Source organism: Arthrobacter sp. CP30 (assembly GCF_053470025.1).
Genome location: NZ_JBQEMM010000002.1, coordinates 144795 through 163741, shown reverse-complemented (window position 1 = coordinate 163741; position 18947 = coordinate 144795). Strand labels below are relative to the sequence as shown.

The window sequence follows — 18947 nt, the reverse complement described above, 5'->3', positions numbered from 1 at the left end:
GTCAGGGCGTCGCGCTCTCCAGTGCGAGCCGTATCCGCGCCGGCACGTCGGTGGTCAGCTCCTGCACGCCGAGGCCGGCGAGGTACAAGGCGTCCTCCTCGGTGTTGACGGTCCACACCCGGACCCTCGTGCCCTCGTCGATCCACCGACGGACCCGCTCGGGGTGGGCCCGGACATACTGGACGCCCGGGCCCGCCATGCCGACCTCCTGCCGGTCGATCAGCTCCTCGCCCTCCTTCAGCGCCCTCCGCATCACGTTGATGAGCGCGCCCTCGGCGACCGAACCGAACCGCAGGGCGTCCCGCACCTCCTGCGGCTCCACATCGGCGACCAGCTGGCACAGCAGGTGGTGCGGCGCAGTCTCGGCGAGCTGATGCATCGAATCCGGGTTGAAGCTCATGAAGCTCACCTCGAGGAGGCCCAGGGTGGACGATTCCGGGTCCCAGCCCTCGTCCATGAGGAACGCGATCAGGGACTCCTCGAGCCGCAGGCCGAACGGGCTCGGATGCTTCAATTCGATCGCCAGCTTCAGGGGCCGCCCCGTCGAGCGCAGGAGAGCCAGCAGGTCGGCGAGGCTGAGCACCTGGTCCCCGATCTCGCCGAAGCCGGCGGGGAGGTCCACGCCCTTCCAGGACGAGGCGTCCAGCGCCCTCAGCTCTGCCAGCGTGTGGTCCGCGACGTCGCCGGTGCCGTTCGTGGTCCGCTCCAGCGTGGTGTCGTGGAAGCACACGAGCTGACCGTCGCGGGTCAGGTGCACGTCGCACTCGACGCCGTCGGCTCCGTCCTCGAGGGCCTGCAGGTACGCCGCCCGGGTGTGCTCCGCGTAGGTGCCGCTGCTGCCACGGTGGGCGAAGATGACGGGAGTCACGGGGCAACCTCTCGGTGTGGTCGGGGGTCCGGCTCCCACCGTACGTGACCGCTTCGCCGGTTGCCCATCGCCACCGCCCACCGAGGAGAGCCGGACCGCGTCGATAGACTCGGGAGGGTGAATGACCTGATGACCTCCTCGGACGCGGAGCGGGCGGCCGCCCTCCGCCGCATGAAGACCGTGGCGACCGGACTGCTGGCCGTCATGGCCGTCATCTTCGTGGTGGCCTTCGCGCTCCAGGACTCCTACCCCTGGCTGCAGTACGTCCGCGCGGCTGCCGAAGGCGGCATGGTGGGCGCCCTGGCCGACTGGTTCGCGGTGACTGCGCTGTTCAAGCATCCGATGGGCCTGAGGATCCCCCACACGGCGATCATCCCCCGGAAGAAGGACCAGATCGGCGAATCACTGGGCCAGTTCGTGGAGGAGAACTTCCTCTCCGAGGACGTGGTGCGCGCCAAGCTCGACTCCGCCCGCATCGCCCAGAAGGCGGGCGCGTGGCTGGAGAAGCCGGAGAGTGCCGACCGTGTGGCGGTGGAGGGCGCGGCGCTGATCCGCGGCATGTTCACGGTACTGAACGACGACGTCGTCCAGGGTGTCATCGAGTCCATGGTCCGGAAGCACCTGCTCGATCCGCCGTGGGGACCACCCGTGGGCAGCATCGCGGAGAGGATCTTCGCCGAGGGCCACCACCACCAGCTCGTGGACCTGCTGGTGGACCGCGCTGCGGACTGGGTGGACGCGAACTATTCGGTGGTCACGAGGGTTGTCGCGCAGCGGTCCCCCACCTGGGTCCCACGCCTCGTCGACGGGGTGGTCGGCGACCGCGTCCACGCGGAACTCTCCAAGTTCATCCGCGCGGTGCAGGACGACCCACAGCACGACGTCCGCATCTCCATCGACACGTACCTGCGTGATCTGGCCCAGGATCTGCAGCACAAGCCCGAGACCATTGCGAAGGCGGAGGAGATCAAGGGCCAGCTCCTCGACGATCCTCACGTCCGCGACCTGACGGCCCGCACGTGGTCCACCATCAAGAACGCCCTGCTCGATGCCGTCAACGACCCCGAGAGCGAACTGACGACGAAGTTCACGGCGGCCGTGCGGGACTTCGGCTCACGCCTGGCGAACGACGCCGACCTCGCGGCCAAGGTGAACCGCTGGATCGCCGACGCCGCGTCCTACGCGGTCCGCACCTACCGCAGTGAGATCGCTGGGGTCATCTCGGAGACCGTGGGCCGCTGGGACGCCGAGGAGACCTCCCGCAAGATCGAACTGCAGGTCGGCAAGGACCTGCAGTTCATCCGCATCAACGGCACGGTGGTCGGTTCGCTGGCGGGACTGTTGATCTTCACCCTCGCCCACGCGATCTTCGGTTAGGCCCGTTTCGTCGGCCCGCCCGTCAGGCCTGCTTCTTCCCGGCATCCTGCCGAGTCAGCTCGAGCACGTCGGCGAGTTCTCCGGGGATGGTCTGGGGCAGGGGCCCGAACGCCTCACGCGTGGTCTTGATGACCCCCTTGCCCATCAGGTGGTTGCCCGTTCCGCCGATCACCGCGCCCGCACCGAACGGCAGGGCGCGACCGAGCATGAAGCCACCCTGCTTCGCCAGGAACTTCTTGAGGAAGCGCCGCTGGATCGACCGCGTCACGGTCCTGACCATCGAGGCCGGGGCGGCCTTGTTGACGAGCTGGCCCCAGTACTGCGGAGCGCCCTGGCCCGCCGAAGCACCTAGGATGGAGCGGATCAGCGCCGTGCCCTCCTCCCCCATGAGGATCGCCATGACCATCGCGCGTGAACGCTCGGGGTCCTCGGTGCTGACGCCGTGCAGTTCCGCGATGGACTCCGCGAAGAGCGCCGTCGCCTCGAGGAACCCGACGGTCGCCGCGGCGGAGAGTCCGAGGGAGGCCAGCGTCCCGACCGCCGGCACCGCTGCTGTGGCGCCGACGGCCGCTCCCGCCACCGTCGTCGCGCGCAGGTAGTCACGCTCGAGCAGCCGGGCGAGCTCCGCGGGCGAAGCCTCGGGGTGGCGCTTCCTCAGCCGCTCGAGGTTGGACAGGACGAACGGACGCTGGACGTCGAGGGCGCGCTCCACGGCGCGAAGGATGGCCGGCTTCGGGTTGCCGTCCTTGTCGAACAGCGTTCCGTTGGCGGCCTTGACTGCCGGGTTCTCCTTGGTGCGGCCAAACATGGTGGTCCCTCCGATGGTTCGTGTGCCCCTGGTTCGAGTGTAGGTGCGGCATCGCCCTGCCCGCCCGGGGTTCTGGCTGCGGCGCAGGAGCGGATCCGGATGCCCGCCTGTAACAGCGAAGGGCGCCACCGGTCCGGTGACGCCCTTCGTCAGCTGTTCCCCCACGGTTCAGCCGGTGGTGGAGATCAGACGCGCGAGCCCTTGCGACCGGTGATGAGGCCGTAGATGAAGAGCACGATCAGTGCGCCGAGGACGGCGAAGAGGATCGACGGCAGGGAGAACGTGCTGCCCATGTTGATGCCGAGGATGCTGCCGCCGATGAACCCGCCGAGGAAGGCTCCGACGACACCCAGGATCATGGTGACGATGATGCCGCCGCCCTGCTTGCCGGGCATGATCAGCTTGGCGAGGGCGCCGGCGAGAAGGCCGAGGATAAGGAATGCGATGAAACTCATGTGGTGCTCCTTGAGTGATGAGGCATCCTGTCCGGGGACGGGATGCTGTCGAGTTATACGGTGCATCGAAGTGCAACTGGCTGCAACTGTACTTCATCAGCATGCTTAGGGTGCAATCGTAGCACCACGCTAATCCTGCTTAGCAAGAGGCCGGGGGCAACATTCTCCGAATCGATACGGGGCGGGCCGCTGCGGCGCGGTGCCACCAGCCACCCCGGTTTTCCGGCGATCCACCCGTATGATGAGCGCAGGCGGGCCGCCCCCGGGAGTAAGCGGCACAGTCAGTGAAACCGCTGGGGAATTCTCTCGAATCTGCCATTAGCGCCACACCGGAGGAGTTTTTTCATGCGAATCGGTTCGTCAATCTTTCTTATTGCACTCGGTGCAATTCTTGCTTTCGCCGTGCAGGTCCAGGTCAGCTTCGTGGACCTGGCACTCGTCGGCTACATCCTGATGGCGGTGGGCGTGATCGGTCTCATCGCCTCCCTCGTCCTGGCGGCCCCCCGCCGTCAGGCACGTGTCTCCGAGTCCCGCTCGGTCGTGGATCCGAACACGGGCGAGACCATCACGCGCAGGGAGTCCCGCGACACCGGCCTCTGATCCGGGAGCACGCACTCACGAGGAGCAACGGAAGGCCGGGACATCGTCCCGGCCTTCTTTTTTCTGCGTTTACCCCCGAGTGAAGACAAAAAGTGCTTGACGTCACAGGAAACCCGGGTCTAGAGTCACTCAAACAAAGATAAAGCCACACGGTCGGGGTTGCCCGACCCACGACGACGGGGTCCTCATGTTCGCGGAAGAGCGGTACCGGCAGATCAGCACCATGGTCCTCGCCGATGGCCGCGTCACGGTGTCCGCGCTCTCCTCCCGCTTCGGGATCACCAAGGAGACCGTGCGGCGGGACCTCGCCCTGCTCGAGAACGACGGCGTCCTGCGCCGAGTACACGGCGGGGCGATCGCGGGCAGCGGTGCCACCACCAACGAGCCGAGCCTCAGCAGCCGGTCCGCCCAGCGCTCCCCCGAGAAGAAGCGCATCGCCGGGGCCGCCCTCACCCTCGCACCGCTCGCCGGTGCCGTCGTCGTCGACGCCGGCAGTACCACCGGCGCCCTGGCCGAGCTCCTCGTCACCGAGGCGCGGACGGGCCTGGCGGTCATCACGCACTCCGTCCCCGTCGCCGCCATGATCTCGGGCGCGGGGCTGAGCGTCGAGCTGGTGGGAGGGCGCGTCCGTGCCCTCACCAGCGCGGCCGTCGGCAGCAGCACGGTGGCGCACTTCGAACGCCTGCGGGCGGACGTCGCGTTCATCGGGACGAACGGCCTCGCCGCCGGCTTCGGACTGAGCACGCCGGACGTCGACGAGGCCGCCGTCAAGACCGCCATCCTCCGTTCCGCCCGGCGTGTGGTGCTGCTGGCGGATTCGTCGAAGTTCGACGAGGAGACCCTGATCAGTTTCGCCACCCTGGAGGACATCGATGTACTCATCACCGACCGCGCGCCCCGGGGCGCCCTCGCCGAGGCCCTCGCCGCTGCCGATGTGGAGGTGACGGTCGCGTGATCCTCACCCTCACCGCGAACCCCAGTATCGACCGCACCGTCGAGCTCACGGAGCCCCTGGCGCGCGGCGCCGTGCAGCGGGCCGCCCGCGTGGTCCAGGAAGCCGGCGGCAAGGGCGTGAACGTCAGCCGGGCCCTCGCGATGTCCGGGACGCGGACCCTCGCGGTCCTGCCCGGGGACGACGACGACCCTGTGCTCGCGGGCCTGACCGCGGTCGGGGTCCCGTTCCGTAACCTGCCCGTCGGAGCGGGCCTGCGCACCAATACCGCGATCACCGAGCCGGACGGCACGACGACGAAGATCAACGAGCCCGGCCCCGAGCTCTCGTCCAGGCTGATCGACCGTCTCGTCGCCGTCGTCGTCGAGGAGAGCGACGGCGCCGACTGGCTCGTCCTGGCCGGGTCCCTGCCGCCGGGCGTCCCCGCGACCTTCTACACGACGGTGACCGCAGCGGTCCGCGGGGCCTACGGGCTGTCCGCTCCCCTCATCGCCATCGACTCCTCCGGCGAGCCGCTCATCGAGGCGGCGGCCGGGGTCCCGGCACCCGATCTGCTGAAGCCGAATGCCGAGGAGCTCAGCGAACTCACCGGCATCGGCACGGGTGACCAGCTCGAGCACGATCACGAACTGGCCGCGAAGGCCTGCGCGGTGCTCATCACCGCGGGGGTGGGTGCGGTTCTGGCGACCCTTGGTTCCAAGGGCGCCCTGCTCGTGACGAACGCGGGGGCCTGGCACGCCGTGCACCCGCCGGTCACGGCGCGTTCCACGGTCGGCGCGGGAGATTCCGCACTGGCCGGTTACCTGCTGGCGCACAGCGCAGGCGAACTCCCCGAGAACTGCCTGCGCCAGGCTGTCGCTCACGGATCGGCGGCTGCCGCCCTTCCTGGTTCCACCGTCCCATCGCTCGACCTGACGACGCCCGGCGCCGTCACCGTCACCCCCCTCAAGGTCACCCTTCCCGTGATCGAACCAAGCGCTACAGGGTCCATCGACGGGCCCAAAGCACAGGAGGAATTCTGATGTCCGAACTCATCACCCCGGAGCTCGTCTCCCTGGACGAGGACCTGGGGGCCGAGCGTCGCTCGGTGATCCGGTACCTCGCGGAGCAGGTCGCCGTGCAGGGGCGCTCCACGGAGGTCGACGCCCTGTACGCCGACGCCCTCGCCCGGGAGGAGAAGACCTCCACCGGTGTCCCCGGCGGCATCGCCATCCCGCACTGCCGCTCGAAGGCCGTCTCGGAGGCGACGCTGGCCATGGCCCGCCTGTCCCCGGCCGTCGACTTCGGTGCCAAGGACGGCCCCGCCGACCTCGTGTTCTTCATCGCGGCTCCGGACGGCGCGGACCAGGAGCACCTGAAGCTCCTCTCGAAGCTCGCCCGATCCCTGATCAGGAAGGACTTCACCGCCTCGCTGCGGTCCGCGCAGACCCCGGCGGATGTCGTCGCGCTGGTCAACGGCGCGCTCGGGATCGGTGAGCCGGCCACGACCGGCGACGGCGCCCATGCGGCCGGCACCGCCCGCGGCGACCGCTCGAGCGAGGCAGCCGCGACCCTCGGAACGTCGCCGGCGGGCACCGACACCACGGGTCCCGCCGTCGAGCACGGACGGTCCACGGACACGAAGGTCCGGCGCCTCGTCGCGGTCACCGCGTGCCCCACGGGGATCGCCCACACCTACATGGCTGCGGACTCGCTCGTCGCCGCCGCCAAGGAGCGCGGGATCGACCTCCAGGTCGAGACGCAGGGCTCCTCGGGAGCGACTCCGCTGGACCCCGCGGTGATCGCGGCGGCCGACGCCGTGATCTTCGCCGTCGACGTCGACGTCCGCGACAAGCAGCGCTTCGCCGGCCTCCCCGTGATCAGCGCCCCCGTGAAGCGAGGGATCGACGAGCCCGGCGAGATGGTCGAGGAAGCCCTCGCGGCCGCCTCGAACCCCAACGCCCGCAGGGTCGCCGGAACCGCCGGCGGCGAGCAGACCGACGACGACGGCGGCCGGGACGGCATCGGCAGCACGCTGAAGCGCGCCCTGCTCACGGGTGTCAGCTATATGATCCCGTTCGTGGCGGGCGGTGGCCTGCTGATTGCGCTCGGCTTCCTGCTCGGTGGGTACCTCATCACCGACACCGCGGACACGATCGTGCTGGAGAACACCTTCGGCAACCTGCCCGAGGGCGGCCTGGCGACGTACCTCGGCGCGGTCGCCTTCAAGATCGGCCAGCTCTCCCTCGGGTTCCTCGTCCCGGCACTCGCCGGCTACATCGCCTACGCCCTGGCGGACCGGCCCGGCATCGCGCCCGGCTTCGTCGCAGGCGCCGTCGCAGGCTTCATGGGAGCGGGTTTCCTCGGCGGGATCGTCGGTGGCCTGCTCGCCGGGTACGTCGCGTTGATGATCGGGCGCCTCGCGGTGCCGCGCTGGCTGCGGAGCCTCATGCCGGTCGTCATCATCCCGCTGCTGGCATCCATCGTGGCCTCCGGCCTCATGTTCCTCGTGCTCGGCGGGCCCATCGCGGCCATCACCGACGGCCTCAACAACTGGCTCTCCGGCCTCACCGGCACGGCCGCCGTCGGCCTGGGCCTCATCCTGGGCCTCATGATGGCCGTCGATCTCGGTGGACCGGTCAATAAGGTGGCCTACTCCTTCGCCGTCGCCGGCCTGGGCGCCGGGTCCATCGACAACCAGGCACCCTGGCAGATCATGGCTGCCGTCATGGCTGCCGGCATGGTTCCCCCGCTGGCCATGGCCCTGGCCACGGTGATCGACCGCCGCCGGTTCACGGTCGCCGAACGCGAGAACGGGAAGGCTGCCTGGCTCCTGGGCGCCGCCTTCATCTCCGAGGGGGCCATCCCGTTCGCCGCCGCCGATCCGCTCCGCGTCATCCCCGCCTCGCTGCTCGGTTCCGCCGTCACCGGAGCGATCGTCATGGGGACGGGCGTCACATCCCAGGCACCGCACGGTGGGATCTTCGTCTTCTTCGCCATCGGGAACGTCGCCATGTTCGTGGTCGCGATCATCGTCGGGACCATCATCTCCGCCCTGGCGGTGATCGGCCTCAAGCGCTACGCCACCAGCAAGAAGGACGCCCCGGTCGCCGAGCCGGTTGCAGCCTGACCGCTGGTCCGGTTGGCTGTACCTGAACCCACCTACACAGAGGAGCACAACATGGCAGAACGCAAGGCAACAGTGGCGAGCCGGGTCGGCCTGCACGCCCGACCCGCGTCCATCTTCGCGGAGGCCGCAGGCGAGCTTCCCCTCGAGGTCACCATCGCCATGGACGGCGAGCCCGCGGAGGAGGCGATGGACGCCTCGAGCATCCTCTCGCTCATGAGCCTCGGTGCGTCGCACGGCGACGTGATCGTCCTCCGCGCCGAGGGCGACGGCGCCGAGGACGCACTCGAGAGCCTCGCCAGGATCATCGAGACGGACCACGACGCCGAGTAGCACCCCACACGTAAGGGCACCATCCGCCGCTGATACCTGGCGGATGGTGCCCTTCGCTGTGCCCCAGCACGGGTGGTCGGGTAGGTGGGTCCACCCGTTCTCATGGACTCACCCACCCGCCTCGCAACGATCCGCTGACCCCCCACGGACAGCGGCAGTTACATAATCATTATTTTTACACACGATCATGAAAACGTGAATGCACCGAGGACACGATTGCGTCACGCTTCGCGCGGCGCCTAGGCGAGCTTGTTCGCTCGACGGCGGGTCCGTCCGTTCACGATGTGGCTGGCCCAGATCAGGCACAGCCCGACGACGGTCAGGAGGATGGCCGAGAACGGCAGGATGATGTCCCAGACCGACAGGTCGAGTGGTGTGAGGCGGAGGGCGACGAAGACGACGACGAGGGAGAAACCGCAGGCGAGGAAGCCACAGGCCACGCGATGGATCGTCCTCGCGTGACGGTCGAGCGCCGAGGTCGCGGCCGGCACGACCAGGCACGCGGCCACATATCCGGGATACAGCCGACCCACGGCCGCATACTGCTGCACCGAGTCCTGGTTCTCGAAAGCGTGCAGGCCCGTGGAGCTGCCGGCCAGCTCGCTCGCCACGAAGAAGTAGAGCGTGGCAAGGACGGTCAGCGCGAGGATCGCCAGGCCGAACCGCCCGGCGACGAGCTTTCGGGCAAGGGGCGAGTCGAAGGCTGCCGCCATCCGCAGAGCGAGCAGCAGGAAGACCGCATACAGGGCCAGGCGGAGGAGAAGGTTCGCGAGGTTGATCCCGCCGAGCAGGCCGTCCACTGCGCCGTAGATCGGGGCGATGGAGAGCCCGACGCACACAGAGAGCAGCACGAGCGCGCTGAAGATCACCCGCCCTGCTCCTCTCCTCGCGGCGGGAACACGCACGGCAGCCCCGACGATGCACAGTCCGAGCACGATCCATTGAAGTGTCACGACTGTCATCCGAGGTTCTCCCACAGGGCGCGGTCCTTGCCGTCGTCGAGCTCGGCCTTGCGGATCTGCTTGCCGAGCACGTCGAGGCGGTCACGGGCGAGGAACACGAGGTCGAGATCGGGCATGGCGCAGAGGGCTCTCGCCCTGCCGTCCGGGGGCCAGCCGCCCTCCTCCTGCGTCAGGAGGCCCGTGACCACCAGGCCGCTGGTCAGCGAGACCCCGGAGATCCGGGCGGCTTCGAGCGCGATCTCGGGCGCCAGACGCCCCGCCGTGAGCTGCGCGGACAAATTCTGCCGGGCCACTCCCGTGCGGGCGGCCAGCTGTTGCCGGAGATCCCCCGGGTCGATGGCCTCGATCCAGGCACGGACGGAATTCCTGTGCGGGAAGGGGGCGAGGTTCAGCTGCAGGTCGCTCCCCGCGCATTCCTGGTCCTCGCTGCGCGCGACCAGCAGCCGGAGGATGTCGATGTGCGAGACCTGGCTCACGAGTTCGGCGTCCGTCGGGGTGCGGACCCCGGCCGGGACGTCGGTGAACCCCTCGAAGACGGCCAGCGAGTCGACGGGCGGAAGCCCGTAGCCCCGCGCGATCGAGACGATGGTGGGGACGGAGACCTTGCCCCGCACGAGCTGCTGCGCGAGGGTGGAACGCTTGATCCCGGCCACCCTGCACACGTCCGAGACGGTGTCCTGCGGTGCGATACGGGAACGCCACAGCTGGAATGCCTTGGCTGTGACGGCCATCATCACCTTTCGATTGGACTTTGCGCTCTCCTGTCGAAGTATACTGAGATCGCTGGCTCCGATTTCTGCGATTCCCCCATACGCAGAACTCGGAGCCAGCTCCACTTTAACTCAGCGGGAGCCACCCGGCAGCGTGCCCGGAGAGGGCCTCACCAGCGGACTTTCTTCTCCTTCTTGCCCTGCTTGCTGCTCTCGTTGGCGGCCTTCTGGTGGCCCGCACCCGTTGCCGCGGTGGGGTTGGCGCCGTGGTTCTTCCGAGCGAGCGCGAGCTTGGCCCGCGGATCGTCCTGGACGCTGCGACGCTGGGCGCCTCCGGCCTCGGCGGGCGGTGAATCCTCCGCTTCCGGCGGCGGGACGGCGGCGGAAGCGGCCGCGGACGCGTCGTTCTGGGGCGTGGTGGTCATGGTGTTCCTTTCTGGGGTGGCGCCACGAGATGCGTCGGAACACGTCATCGCCACCGCAGGGAGTACCCGCGGGAACGCTGGGGGTCGGACGGATTTCAGGGGCGCCTGTGGAGGGGTGTCATCGACACATGACGCGGATCGCGGCCGGAGCCGGATCGCCTACTGAAAAAGAATCGTCCTCATGCCTCCGACGGTACACCCCGCCCGCACGGCGGGACAAGGCCTAGCGCGGCCTGCCACCGCTGAGCGTGACATCGACGAAGACCAGCCGATGATCACTCGTCGGGAAGGGGAAGATCCCCGTCAGCTCCGCACCGGGACTGCCTGCCCGGGGCCAGAACACCCCTGCGGCAGCCACCTTGAGCGTGCGCGACGGCAGCACGTAGTCGGCCCTGATGTTGCCGGCATCCCTGTCCTCGAAGTCCGCCGTGTCGAACCGCGGATCACTCCTGTGCCTGGCGTTGGCACCGCCCTGCAGGGCGGACGCCTCGACAGCTCCGTTCGACGACGACAGCGGATCCTGGACGAGCTTGTTGCCCAGCAACTGGTCGATCGACCCTGCCCGTGAATCCCCGTCCAGGGGATCGCTGTTCTGATCACCCATGACGACGAACCGCTCGCCTCGGTTCAGGCCGCCGGTACCGCCGTCGTCGTCGTAGATGTAGGACGCGCCGGGACCGCCGGTCACGTAGTCGGACCAGAAGCGGATCTCGTCGCTGTTGCGCCTGCCGTTCCGATCCTCCTGCCCGTCGAACACCGGTGGCGTCGGATGGCTGGCGAGGACGTGCACGGTCCTGCCGCCGACCTCGACGGGGACGTCCCAGTGCGACTTGCTGGACAGCGGGAGCGCTGCCAGTTCATCCGTCGAGTACCAGTCGTCGGCCGCCTCCGTTGCCGGGTTGTCGGGTAGCAACGCTCCGGGCATGTCCTTCCACAGGAAGTCCTGGAAGGTCCTGACGGCCTCGGTGCGGATGGGATACCTCGAGTACACCACCATGCCGTACTGGCCCTCGAAGGCGCCGAAGCCCAGTGCGTCGTCGGCGCCTCCGACGCGCCCGTCGTTGTTGAGGTCGAACCCGCTGGGCACGCCGGTGTTCGAGGGCGCCGTGTACACGTAGGGGTAGTCGATCGGGGCCTTGCCGTTCTGGCCGACCCGGAGATAGTTCTGACTGAAGAGATCAGCGGCGCGGCCGCCCGCGACGTAGTCGAATTCGTTCAGGAGCACGACGTCCGGCCGGTTGATCTGGATGACCTCCGCGATCGCCCTCGCCTGCGTATTGGCCGGGGTACTCAGATCGCGGACGAGGTCGCCCGGCGCCGCTCGGTTCAGGCTGGCGTTGTAGGTCGCGAACCGCACATCCTGTTTCCCGGCGCGGGTCCCGGCGATCACGGACCGTGAATCGTCGTACGCGACGGCGGAACCGGCGGGAGCTCCGACGACGACGAGCGCGGCGGCGAGCAGGGCTGCCGCGCATGCGGTCGGGATACGCACAGGTCCCTCCTCAGGTCATGGAGCGGCGCCGCTGAAGGCGTGCGCCACCGTCGTCGAACGCTCCGGTAGATCGAGCCTAACCGGGTCCGGGGGGCCGCAACGGGCCGGCGGATAACGATTCAAACTCATCCACGTCGGAAGGATGCCCCGACGAGGGCAGCCGTGTGGAGATCACCCGGAGGGTGCCCGTGGCACGATCCGCCCTCCACTCGCCCGGTGGTTCCCGGCCACGTCGCGATCCCCGGCCTTCCCCGTCAAGCCCCGGTTCCGCCACCGGGTGCCTCCGCACGCGGGCGGTTCCATGGCAAGCTGGGCCGGATTCATCTCGTGGTGCCGTGGGCACCGGAAGGAGCGGCTCCCGTGCCACTGTGGCTGCAGGCATTCGGGTGGGGCGCGATCGCAGGAGGGGCGCTGGTCCTCGGAGCGGCGATCGCGTGGAGGTGGACCGTGCCACCCCGGATCGTCTCCTTCGTGATGGCGTTCGGGGCGGGAGTGCTCATCTCCGCCCTCGCCTTCGAACTCGTCGGAGAGGCCCAGGAGGCGGGCGGGCTCGTGCCGACGGCTGGAGGCTTCCTCGTCGGAGCCGTGACCTATGTGGGAGCCAACGCGATCCTCGCCCGCAAGGGGGCGCAGCACCGCAAGCGGTCGGGCGGGCAGCAGCCGTCGGAGTCCGACGCCGCCGGGAGCGGCAACGCCATTGCACTCGGCGCCCTGCTCGACGGCATCCCGGAGTCGGTGGTCCTGGGGCTCGGCCTCGTGGCGGGAGGCACGGTGAATCCGGCGGTCCTCGTCGCGATCTTCATCTCCAACGTGCCCGAAGGACTCTCGAGCACCGCCGGCATGAAGAACGCGGGCCGCAGCAGCCGCTATGTGTTCGCGCTGTGGGGCGGCATCGCCCTCGCCTCGGGACTGGCGGCCCTCATCGGGTACTCGTTGCTGGCGGATGCCTCCGGCGTCACCGTCGCCTTCATCACGGCGATCGCCGCCGGCGCCATCCTCGCGATGGTCGCGGACACCATGATCCCCGAGGCCTTCGAGCGCCAGCACATGTTCACGGGACTGATCGCCGCCCTCGGTTTCCTCGCGGCGTTCGTGGTGCACACGGTCTCCGCATGAGCAGCACCTCGCTCCGACGACGAAGGACCCCGGAACTGGTCCGGGGTCCTTCCCTCACGCGGTAGGCCCTGTGGGGCTCGAACCCACGACCCACGGATTAAAAGTCCGTTGCTCTAGCCAACTGAGCTAAGGGCCCGCCCATCACCACCCCGGGGACCCGCAGGTCCGCCGTGCGGCGATGACCCGCCCACTTTATCGCAATCACCCACGCCCCGAAGACGGGTCCGAGGCCCTGCCGACCGGCCGCGACGACCGCAGGAGTATCCTCGTTCCATGGACGGCGACTACACGAACAAGAGCCCGCGGCCGCACAAGCCGAAGCCTTTCGCCCCGGCCGATTTCGAGGTCTTCGCGGGGGGCGTCGACCCGTCGCGGGTCTCCGAGGCCGCCCACATGGCGGCCCACGCCCTGGTGCACCACGGGCGGGACACGGACGATCCCGACGTGACCCGCCGCCTCGTCGAACTCGCCGACCGGCAGGGCCTCGAGGCCATCGCCGAGATGTGGGCCGAGAGTCCTGCGAGATCCCTGCCAGGGGCCCTGTGGCGGCTCTACGCCCTGCGTGCCGCGACCCAGCAGAACCCCGAGCGGATCGCCGCCTACTTCGCCTCCGGCAAGGAGATCGCCCAGGTCTCGAAGGTCGTGGCGGGCGTGGCCGAACCGCCCGGCGCCGCAGAGATGACCACCATGGCGGACACCATCCTCTCGGGCGCCTTCGACGGGGACTTCGACGTCGCCCTCGAACGGTTCGCCGCGTTCTGCCGCGTCGTCGCCCTCGGCCAGGCCAACCACGCGGACGACCGGGAGGTGGCCAGCGGGTCCCACGCCTCGAAGCTCACGCGCAATTCCCACCAGCTGATCAAGACCGCTGAGGACCTCGAGCACGCCGCCGCCTCCTGGCGGCGCGGCGACCTCGACTGAGCGGCCCGTCACAGGCGATGTTGACAGCCGCTCCGGGGAGGGCAAGACTTAACCCGGCGTCGGACCGTGGAACCCCCGGGCTTCAACACTCAGCCGCTTCGAGCGGCCTTCCGCCGAGAGGCGCTCCCGGTTCGACGCCACTACTCTGCCCAGAGGCATGCGCGTCGGTGGCAGCACCGCCGACGCCCACCCACCCTCCGAGGAAGACTCCGTGAAACTACGCCTCTTCCCGCAGGAGAACGCCGGGCTGGAGCTCCTCGCCCGCATGGCGAACCAGCTGGTGCTCGGCGTCGGCACCATGTCCGCCATCCTCGGAGCGTCCGTCCAGGAGTACGACCGCCTGTCCGAGGAGCTGCACCAGCACGAGTCGGCCTCGACGGACCTCCACTTCGCGCTCCTCACCTCCATGCGGACGTCCTTCATCAACCCGCTGCCCCGTGAGGACCTCTACGTGCTCTCGCGCCTGCTCAACGAGGCCATCGAGAAGCTCGACGGAGCGGGTGAGCTGATCGCGCTGTACAAGCTGAGCAAGGTGAGCCAGCGGGCGGCCGACCAGCTGGAGGTCATCAATCGGCAGGCCGAGCTCACCGCCGTCGCGATGCAGCGCCTCACCTCCATGGAGGACCTCGAGGAGTACTGGATCGAGATCCTGCGCCTCGCACGGCGGGCCGAGCGCACGCACCGCAGCTGGTGCGCCGAGCTCCTCGACGACCACAAGCCGCTCGTCTACGCCCGCCACCGGGACGTGGCGAACCAGCTGGTCGAGGTCACCAAGGACATCCGTCGGGTCGCCACGCAAGTGGGCAGCATCCTCGTCAAGGAATCGTAGGTGGAGGCCCTCCTCCTCGGAGCGGTGATCGTCACCGCGGGCGGCTTCGCCTTCCTCAACGGTTTCCACGACGTCTCGAACTCGGTGGCGACGGCGGTGCGGACGAGGGCGCTGACACCCACCGTCGCCGTCCTCCTCGCGGCACTCTTCAACCTGGTGGGTGCGTTGCTCAGCACCTCCCTCGCCCTGTTCTTCACCGATGCAGGAATCGGCCTGCCCGAGGGCTCCACCGGCCTCGGGATCCTGATGGCGGCCCTTCTCGCGGCCTGCCTGTGGGGCATCCTCACCTGGTACCGCGGCAAGCCGTCGTCGTCCACCCATGCCCTGCTCGGCGGCGTCATCGGCGCGGGTGGTGCGTCGCAGCTGACCAGCGGGCCGGCGATGAACGGCGCCGGGGAGACACTGCTCCTCCAGATCGTCCTGCCCCTCCTCCTGTCACCCGTCATCGCCTACCTCCTGGCCTACCTGGCCGTGTTCCCGGCCACCTGGCTGCTTCGGCACGGCTCGCCCGCGCGGGTGAACCGCGGGAACCGCATGGCGCAGTCCGTGCTGGCGGGAACCTTCGCGCTCGGGCACGGGCTGCAGGACGGCCAGCGGACGATGGCGGTGATCCTCCTCGCGCTGGTGGGATCCGGCTACGCCACGGGCACGGACATCCCCGTGTGGGTGCAGGTGTTCGCCGCGGTCCTGCTGACGGCCGGATCGCTGTTCGGCGGCTGGCGCATCACGCACACCCTCGGGAACCGGCTGGTGCACATGGATCCCCTGCGGGGCATGACGGCCCAGGGCGTCAGCTCTGCCATGCTGTTCATCGGCGCCATCTCGCTGCACCTCCCCCTCTCCAGCACCCACACCATGACCTCGGCGATCGTGGGGGCGGGAGCGAACCAGCGCTTCGCGTCCGTGCAGCGTCCGCGCGTGATCCGCATCCTGCTCGTCTGGCTCGCGACGGCACCGGCCACGGCGCTGGTGGGTGCGGTCTTCTTCCTGGCGCTCAGCCCGCTCCTGTAGGACCCCTGCCGGACGAGCGACGGCGGCCCCGCCCTGGGAGCCGCCGTCGTGCGTGGACCGCCGTCGACCTATCCGAAGCGACCGGAGACGTAGTCCTCCGTGGCCTTGATGGTCGGCTTGTTGAAGATCGTCGTCGTGTCGTCGTACTCGATGAGCTTGCCCGGCTTGCCGGTACCGGCGATGTTGAAGAAGGCGGTCTTGTCCGATACACGGGCCGCCTGCTGCATGTTGTGCGTCACGATCACCACGGTGTAGTCGGCCTTGAGCTCGTTGATGAGATCCTCGATGGCCAGGGTGGAGATGGGATCCAGCGCCGAGCACGGCTCGTCCATCAGGATCACCTGCGGTGACACGGCGATGGCCCGGGCGATGCAGAGGCGCTGCTGCTGGCCGCCGGAGAGCCCGGACCCCGGGCGTCCGAGGCGGTCCTTGACCTCGTTCCAGAGGTTGGCGCCCTGCAGCGACTTCTCCACGAGGTCGTCCGCATCGGATTTGCTGATGCGCTTGTTGTTGAGCTTCACCCCGGCCAGCACGTTGTCACGGATGGACATGGTGGGGAACGGGTTGGGGCGCTGGAAGACCATCCCGATCTGCCCGCGCACGGTCACGGGGTCGACGGCGGAGTCGTACAGGTTGTCGCCGTCGAGCAGCACCTCGCCCTCGACGCGGGCGCCGGGGATGACCTCGTGCATGCGGTTCAGGGTGCGCAGGAACGTCGACTTGCCGCAGCCCGACGGGCCGATGAAGGCCGTGACGGAGCGGGCTTCGATGTTGATGTTGACGTCCTCCACGGCAAGGAACTTGCTGTAGTAGACATTGAGGTCCTTGACGTCGATTCGCTTGGACATGGCTTCCTTATCGGTCGGTACCGCGAGTGCTCAGCGGCTGGTCTTGGGGGCGAAGATCTGGGCGACGAAGCGGGCCAGGAGGTTCAGCAGCATCACCATGAGGATGAGCAGGAGCGCAGCCGCCCAGGCGCGCTGGGTACTCGGGTCGGGCGACGTCGGGGACGTCGGGGTGAGGATCTGGTAGTAGATGAAGGTGGGCAGCGTGCTCATCCAGCCGCTGAACACGTTCCAGTTGATGGAGCTCGCGAATCCGGCCGTCACGAGGATGGGCGCCGTCTCGCCGATCACGCGGGCGATGGAGAGCGTGACGCCGGACGCGATGCCCGAGATCGCCGTCGGGATGACCACCTTCGTGATGGTGCGCCACTTCCGCACCCCCAGCGCGTAGGCCGCCTCGCGGAGCTCGTTCGGCACGATCTTCAGCATCTCCTCGGTGGAGCGCACCACCACCGGGATCATCAGCACCGAGAGCGCGACGGCGGCGACGAAACCGGTCCGGGTCCCGGGGCCGAAGAGCAGGGTGAAGAGCGCTGCCGCGAACAGTCCGGCCACGATCGAGGGGATACCCGTCATGACGTCCACGAAGAACGTGATCGCCTTCGTGAGGTTCTTGCCTGCCCCGTACTCGACCAGGTAGACGGCGGTGAGGAGGCCGATCGGCACGGAGATCAGGGTGGCCCAGAGCGTGATCTGCAGGGTTCCGAGCACCGCGTGGTAGGCACCGCCGAGAACAGGGGTCCCGCCCTCGACCGCCTGGTTGTCCACGGCCCCCGTGACCCCGTTCATCGAGGTGAAGAGGAAGTTGTAGCTCAGGCCCGGGACACCCCGCTCCAGGACCGTCCAGAGGACGGAGACGAGAGGGATCAGCGCGATGAGGAAGGCGCCGTACACGAGGAACGTGACGAGCCTGTCCTTCGCCTTCCGCTCACCCTCGGCGACGGCCGTGACGATGGTCGCCGCGAGGACGAACACGATCGCCGTGATGATGGCCCACCCCACGACGCTGAAACCGACGAGGGAGGAGATCGCTGCACCCAGGATCAGGGAGGCGGCCACGACCACCCAGATGGCATAGGACGGCAGGCGTCCTCGGGTGAGCTGGGACTGGCGACGCTGGAGCGTCTGGTTCGCTGCCATTAGTTAGCTCCCGAGAATTCTTTGTGCCGGGTGATGATGAAGCGGGCGATCATGTTCACGATCAGTGTGATGACGAAGAGGACGAGTCCGGCAGCGATCAGCTCGTTGAGTCGGAGGCCGAAGGCTTCAGGGAAGTTCAGGGCGATCTCCGCCGCGATCGTCTGGTTGCCCGTCTTGATGAGGCTCGCGCCGAGGGCGCCCGGGGAGAGCACCAGCGCGACTGCCATCGTCTCGCCGAGCGCCCGGCCCAGACCCAGCATCGTCGCGCTGATGATGCCGGGACGGGCGAACGGCAGCACGGCCATCCGCACCATCTCCCAGCGGGTCGCGCCCATCGCGAGGGCTGCTTCCTCATGGAGGTTGGGGGTCTGCAGGAAGATCTCCCGGCTCAGCGAGGTGATGATCGGGATGACCATCACCGCGAGCACCACGCCGGCGGTGAACATGGTCTTGCCGGTCTGGCTGGCCGGACCGGCGAAGAGGGGGATCCAGCCCAGGTTCTCGGCGAGCCAGGCATAGCCCTTCGCGAGCTGCGGGGCCAGGATGATGTACCCCCACGCACCGTAGATGACGGACGGGATCGCTGCGAGCAGGTCGATGACGTACCCGAAGGCCCGAGCAAGGCGGCGTGGCGCGTAGTGGGAGATGAAGAGGGCGACGGCGATACCGACCGGTGTCGCGATGATCAGGGCGATCGCGGCCGCGACGACGGTGCCGATGACGATCGGCAGGATGTAAGCCGCGAATCCCTCACCTCCCGTGACCTCGGCGGGATCCGCGGAGAGGATCGGCGCGGCCTGCACCATCAGGAAGACGGCGACACTGAACAGGACTGCCAGGATCAGCACGCCCGCGGCGAGCGAGATGCCGGAGAAGATCTTGTCGCCGGCACGGCCTCGATCTGTCGATGCCTTCAGCGAATTGAGTGACACGTTCTTGCCTTCCAGGCGGTCTGTTCAGGTGTGGTGACGGCTTCCGGCGCCGGGCGGGGAGGGAA

The 18947-nt window shown here is 68.6% G+C and carries 20 protein-coding genes and 1 tRNA gene; 10 read left to right on the top strand and 11 right to left on the bottom strand.

Annotation, left to right across the window (positions count from 1 at the left end):
• Window position 1: 1 nt before the first annotated feature.
• On the bottom strand, window positions 2-868 hold the full coding sequence (locus ACTIMO_RS04095; protein ID WP_448181553.1) for a glycerophosphodiester phosphodiesterase: 867 nt from the start codon (window positions 866-868) through the stop codon (window positions 2-4).
• 129 nt (window positions 869-997) lie between these two features.
• Here ACTIMO_RS04095 and ACTIMO_RS04090 point away from each other — a divergent pair, with 129 nt between their 5' ends.
• Complete coding sequence (locus ACTIMO_RS04090; RefSeq protein ID WP_055765825.1) at window positions 998-2245, top strand: DUF445 domain-containing protein; 1248 nt, start codon at window positions 998-1000, stop codon at window positions 2243-2245.
• Between the two features lie 22 nt (window positions 2246-2267).
• On the opposite strand, the gene ACTIMO_RS04085 is transcribed toward ACTIMO_RS04090, so the two are convergent.
• Together ACTIMO_RS04085 and ACTIMO_RS04080 are read right to left on the bottom strand one after the other, a co-directional pair.
• Window positions 2268-3053: a hypothetical protein gene (locus ACTIMO_RS04085; protein ID WP_055765829.1), complete on the bottom strand. Its 786-nt coding sequence runs from the start codon at window positions 3051-3053 to the stop codon at window positions 2268-2270.
• 185 nt (window positions 3054-3238) lie between these two features.
• A complete protein-coding gene (locus ACTIMO_RS04080; RefSeq protein ID WP_055765832.1) occupies window positions 3239-3508 on the bottom strand; it encodes a GlsB/YeaQ/YmgE family stress response membrane protein in 270 nt (89 codons plus the stop codon).
• Between the two features lie 345 nt (window positions 3509-3853).
• On the opposite strand from ACTIMO_RS04080, the gene ACTIMO_RS04075 reads away from it, so the two are divergent.
• The 5 genes from ACTIMO_RS04075 (at window position 3854) to ACTIMO_RS04055 (ending at window position 8499) form a co-directional block, all read left to right on the top strand.
• Window positions 3854-4108, top strand: a complete 255-nt coding sequence (locus ACTIMO_RS04075) for a DUF6458 family protein (RefSeq protein ID WP_055765834.1) — start codon at window positions 3854-3856, stop codon at window positions 4106-4108.
• A 187-nt stretch (window positions 4109-4295) separates the two neighbouring features.
• Complete coding sequence (locus ACTIMO_RS04070; protein ID WP_055765837.1) at window positions 4296-5063, top strand: DeoR/GlpR family DNA-binding transcription regulator; 768 nt, start codon at window positions 4296-4298, stop codon at window positions 5061-5063.
• On the top strand, window positions 5060-6082 hold the full coding sequence (locus ACTIMO_RS04065; RefSeq protein ID WP_448181552.1) for a 1-phosphofructokinase family hexose kinase: 1023 nt from the start codon (window positions 5060-5062) through the stop codon (window positions 6080-6082). Before ACTIMO_RS04070 ends, ACTIMO_RS04065 begins: the two co-directional genes overlap by 4 nt.
• Window positions 6082-8169, top strand: coding sequence for a PTS fructose transporter subunit IIABC (locus ACTIMO_RS04060; protein ID WP_448181551.1), 2088 nt, complete (start codon window positions 6082-6084; stop codon window positions 8167-8169). The genes ACTIMO_RS04065 and ACTIMO_RS04060 overlap by 1 nt, the downstream gene beginning before the upstream one ends.
• A 51-nt stretch (window positions 8170-8220) precedes the next feature.
• The gene (locus tag ACTIMO_RS04055; protein ID WP_055765843.1) at window positions 8221-8499 is read left to right on the top strand and encodes an HPr family phosphocarrier protein; all 279 of its coding nucleotides are present in this window, start codon (window positions 8221-8223) and stop codon (window positions 8497-8499) included.
• A gap of 239 nt (window positions 8500-8738) precedes the next feature.
• Here the strand turns inward: ACTIMO_RS04055 and ACTIMO_RS04050 are convergent, their stop codons facing one another.
• From ACTIMO_RS04050 to ACTIMO_RS04035, 4 genes are all read right to left on the bottom strand, one after another.
• Complete coding sequence (locus ACTIMO_RS04050) at window positions 8739-9452, bottom strand: hypothetical protein (protein ID WP_448181550.1); 714 nt, start codon at window positions 9450-9452, stop codon at window positions 8739-8741.
• Window positions 9453-9457: 5 nt separating this feature from the next.
• Window positions 9458-10195, bottom strand: coding sequence for a hypothetical protein (locus ACTIMO_RS04045; protein WP_448181549.1), 738 nt, complete (start codon window positions 10193-10195; stop codon window positions 9458-9460).
• Window positions 10196-10341: 146 nt separating this feature from the next.
• Window positions 10342-10596 (bottom strand): hypothetical protein, encoded by a 255-nt coding sequence (locus ACTIMO_RS04040; RefSeq protein WP_055765849.1) that lies wholly within the window; start codon window positions 10594-10596, stop codon window positions 10342-10344.
• A 223-nt stretch (window positions 10597-10819) separates the two neighbouring features.
• Entirely contained in the window at window positions 10820-12088 is a 1269-nt protein-coding gene (locus ACTIMO_RS04035; RefSeq protein WP_448181548.1) for an endonuclease/exonuclease/phosphatase family protein, read from the bottom strand.
• A gap of 360 nt (window positions 12089-12448) precedes the next feature.
• Between ACTIMO_RS04035 and ACTIMO_RS04030 the strand changes: the two genes are divergently transcribed.
• Window positions 12449-13204 carry a ZIP family metal transporter gene (locus ACTIMO_RS04030; protein ID WP_448181547.1) on the top strand — a complete coding sequence of 252 codons (756 nt, stop codon included), beginning with the start codon at window positions 12449-12451 and terminating at the stop codon, window positions 13202-13204.
• Between the two features lie 62 nt (window positions 13205-13266).
• Here the strand turns inward: ACTIMO_RS04030 and ACTIMO_RS04025 are convergent.
• Window positions 13267-13340 (bottom strand) — tRNA-Lys (locus ACTIMO_RS04025).
• 137 nt (window positions 13341-13477) lie between these two features.
• On the opposite strand from ACTIMO_RS04025, the gene ACTIMO_RS04020 reads away from it, so the two are divergent.
• From ACTIMO_RS04020 to ACTIMO_RS04010, 3 genes are all read left to right on the top strand, one after another.
• On the top strand, window positions 13478-14125 hold the full coding sequence (locus tag ACTIMO_RS04020; RefSeq protein ID WP_055765859.1) for a hypothetical protein: 648 nt from the start codon (window positions 13478-13480) through the stop codon (window positions 14123-14125).
• Between the two features lie 211 nt (window positions 14126-14336).
• Window positions 14337-14954: a DUF47 domain-containing protein gene (locus tag ACTIMO_RS04015; protein WP_055768923.1), complete on the top strand. Its 618-nt coding sequence runs from the start codon at window positions 14337-14339 to the stop codon at window positions 14952-14954.
• On the top strand, window positions 14955-15965 hold the full coding sequence (locus tag ACTIMO_RS04010) for an anion permease (RefSeq protein ID WP_448181546.1): 1011 nt from the start codon (window positions 14955-14957) through the stop codon (window positions 15963-15965).
• Between the two features lie 68 nt (window positions 15966-16033).
• Here ACTIMO_RS04010 and pstB read toward each other — a convergent pair whose 3' ends face one another.
• The 3 genes from pstB to pstC are packed head-to-tail and all read right to left on the bottom strand — an operon-like array spanning window position 16034 to window position 18882.
• Window positions 16034-16813 carry a phosphate ABC transporter ATP-binding protein PstB gene (gene pstB / locus ACTIMO_RS04005; protein ID WP_055765866.1) on the bottom strand — a complete coding sequence of 260 codons (780 nt, stop codon included), beginning with the start codon at window positions 16811-16813 and terminating at the stop codon, window positions 16034-16036.
• A 30-nt stretch (window positions 16814-16843) separates the two neighbouring features.
• Window positions 16844-17950 (bottom strand): phosphate ABC transporter permease PstA, encoded by a 1107-nt coding sequence (pstA, locus tag ACTIMO_RS04000; protein ID WP_448181545.1) that lies wholly within the window; start codon window positions 17948-17950, stop codon window positions 16844-16846.
• Window positions 17950-18882, bottom strand: a complete 933-nt coding sequence (gene pstC, locus ACTIMO_RS03995; RefSeq protein WP_422391003.1) for a phosphate ABC transporter permease subunit PstC — start codon at window positions 18880-18882, stop codon at window positions 17950-17952. The genes pstA and pstC overlap by 1 nt, the downstream gene beginning before the upstream one ends.
• Window positions 18883-18947 lie beyond the last annotated feature (65 nt).

Excerpts from the sequence above, each read along its gene's own strand:
- ACTIMO_RS04090 (WP_055765825.1), top strand. The coding sequence starts at position 998 with ATGACCTCCTCGGACGCGGAGCGGGCGGCCGCCCTCCGCCGCATGAAG.
- ACTIMO_RS04085 (WP_055765829.1), bottom strand. The coding sequence starts at position 3,053 with ATGTTTGGCCGCACCAAGGAGAACCCGGCAGTCAAGGCCGCCAACGGA.
- ACTIMO_RS04080 (WP_055765832.1), bottom strand. The coding sequence starts at position 3,508 with ATGAGTTTCATCGCATTCCTTATCCTCGGCCTTCTCGCCGGCGCCCTC.
- ACTIMO_RS04075 (WP_055765834.1), top strand. The coding sequence starts at position 3,854 with ATGCGAATCGGTTCGTCAATCTTTCTTATTGCACTCGGTGCAATTCTT.
- ACTIMO_RS04070 (WP_055765837.1), top strand. The coding sequence starts at position 4,296 with ATGTTCGCGGAAGAGCGGTACCGGCAGATCAGCACCATGGTCCTCGCC.
- ACTIMO_RS04060 (WP_448181551.1), top strand. The coding sequence starts at position 6,082 with ATGTCCGAACTCATCACCCCGGAGCTCGTCTCCCTGGACGAGGACCTG.
- ACTIMO_RS04055 (WP_055765843.1), top strand. The coding sequence starts at position 8,221 with ATGGCAGAACGCAAGGCAACAGTGGCGAGCCGGGTCGGCCTGCACGCC.
- ACTIMO_RS04045 (WP_448181549.1), bottom strand. The coding sequence starts at position 10,195 with ATGATGGCCGTCACAGCCAAGGCATTCCAGCTGTGGCGTTCCCGTATC.
- ACTIMO_RS04040 (WP_055765849.1), bottom strand. The coding sequence starts at position 10,596 with ATGACCACCACGCCCCAGAACGACGCGTCCGCGGCCGCTTCCGCCGCC.
- ACTIMO_RS04020 (WP_055765859.1), top strand. The coding sequence starts at position 13,478 with ATGGACGGCGACTACACGAACAAGAGCCCGCGGCCGCACAAGCCGAAG.
- pstB (WP_055765866.1), bottom strand. The coding sequence starts at position 16,813 with ATGTCCAAGCGAATCGACGTCAAGGACCTCAATGTCTACTACAGCAAG.
- pstA (WP_448181545.1), bottom strand. The coding sequence starts at position 17,950 with ATGGCAGCGAACCAGACGCTCCAGCGTCGCCAGTCCCAGCTCACCCGA.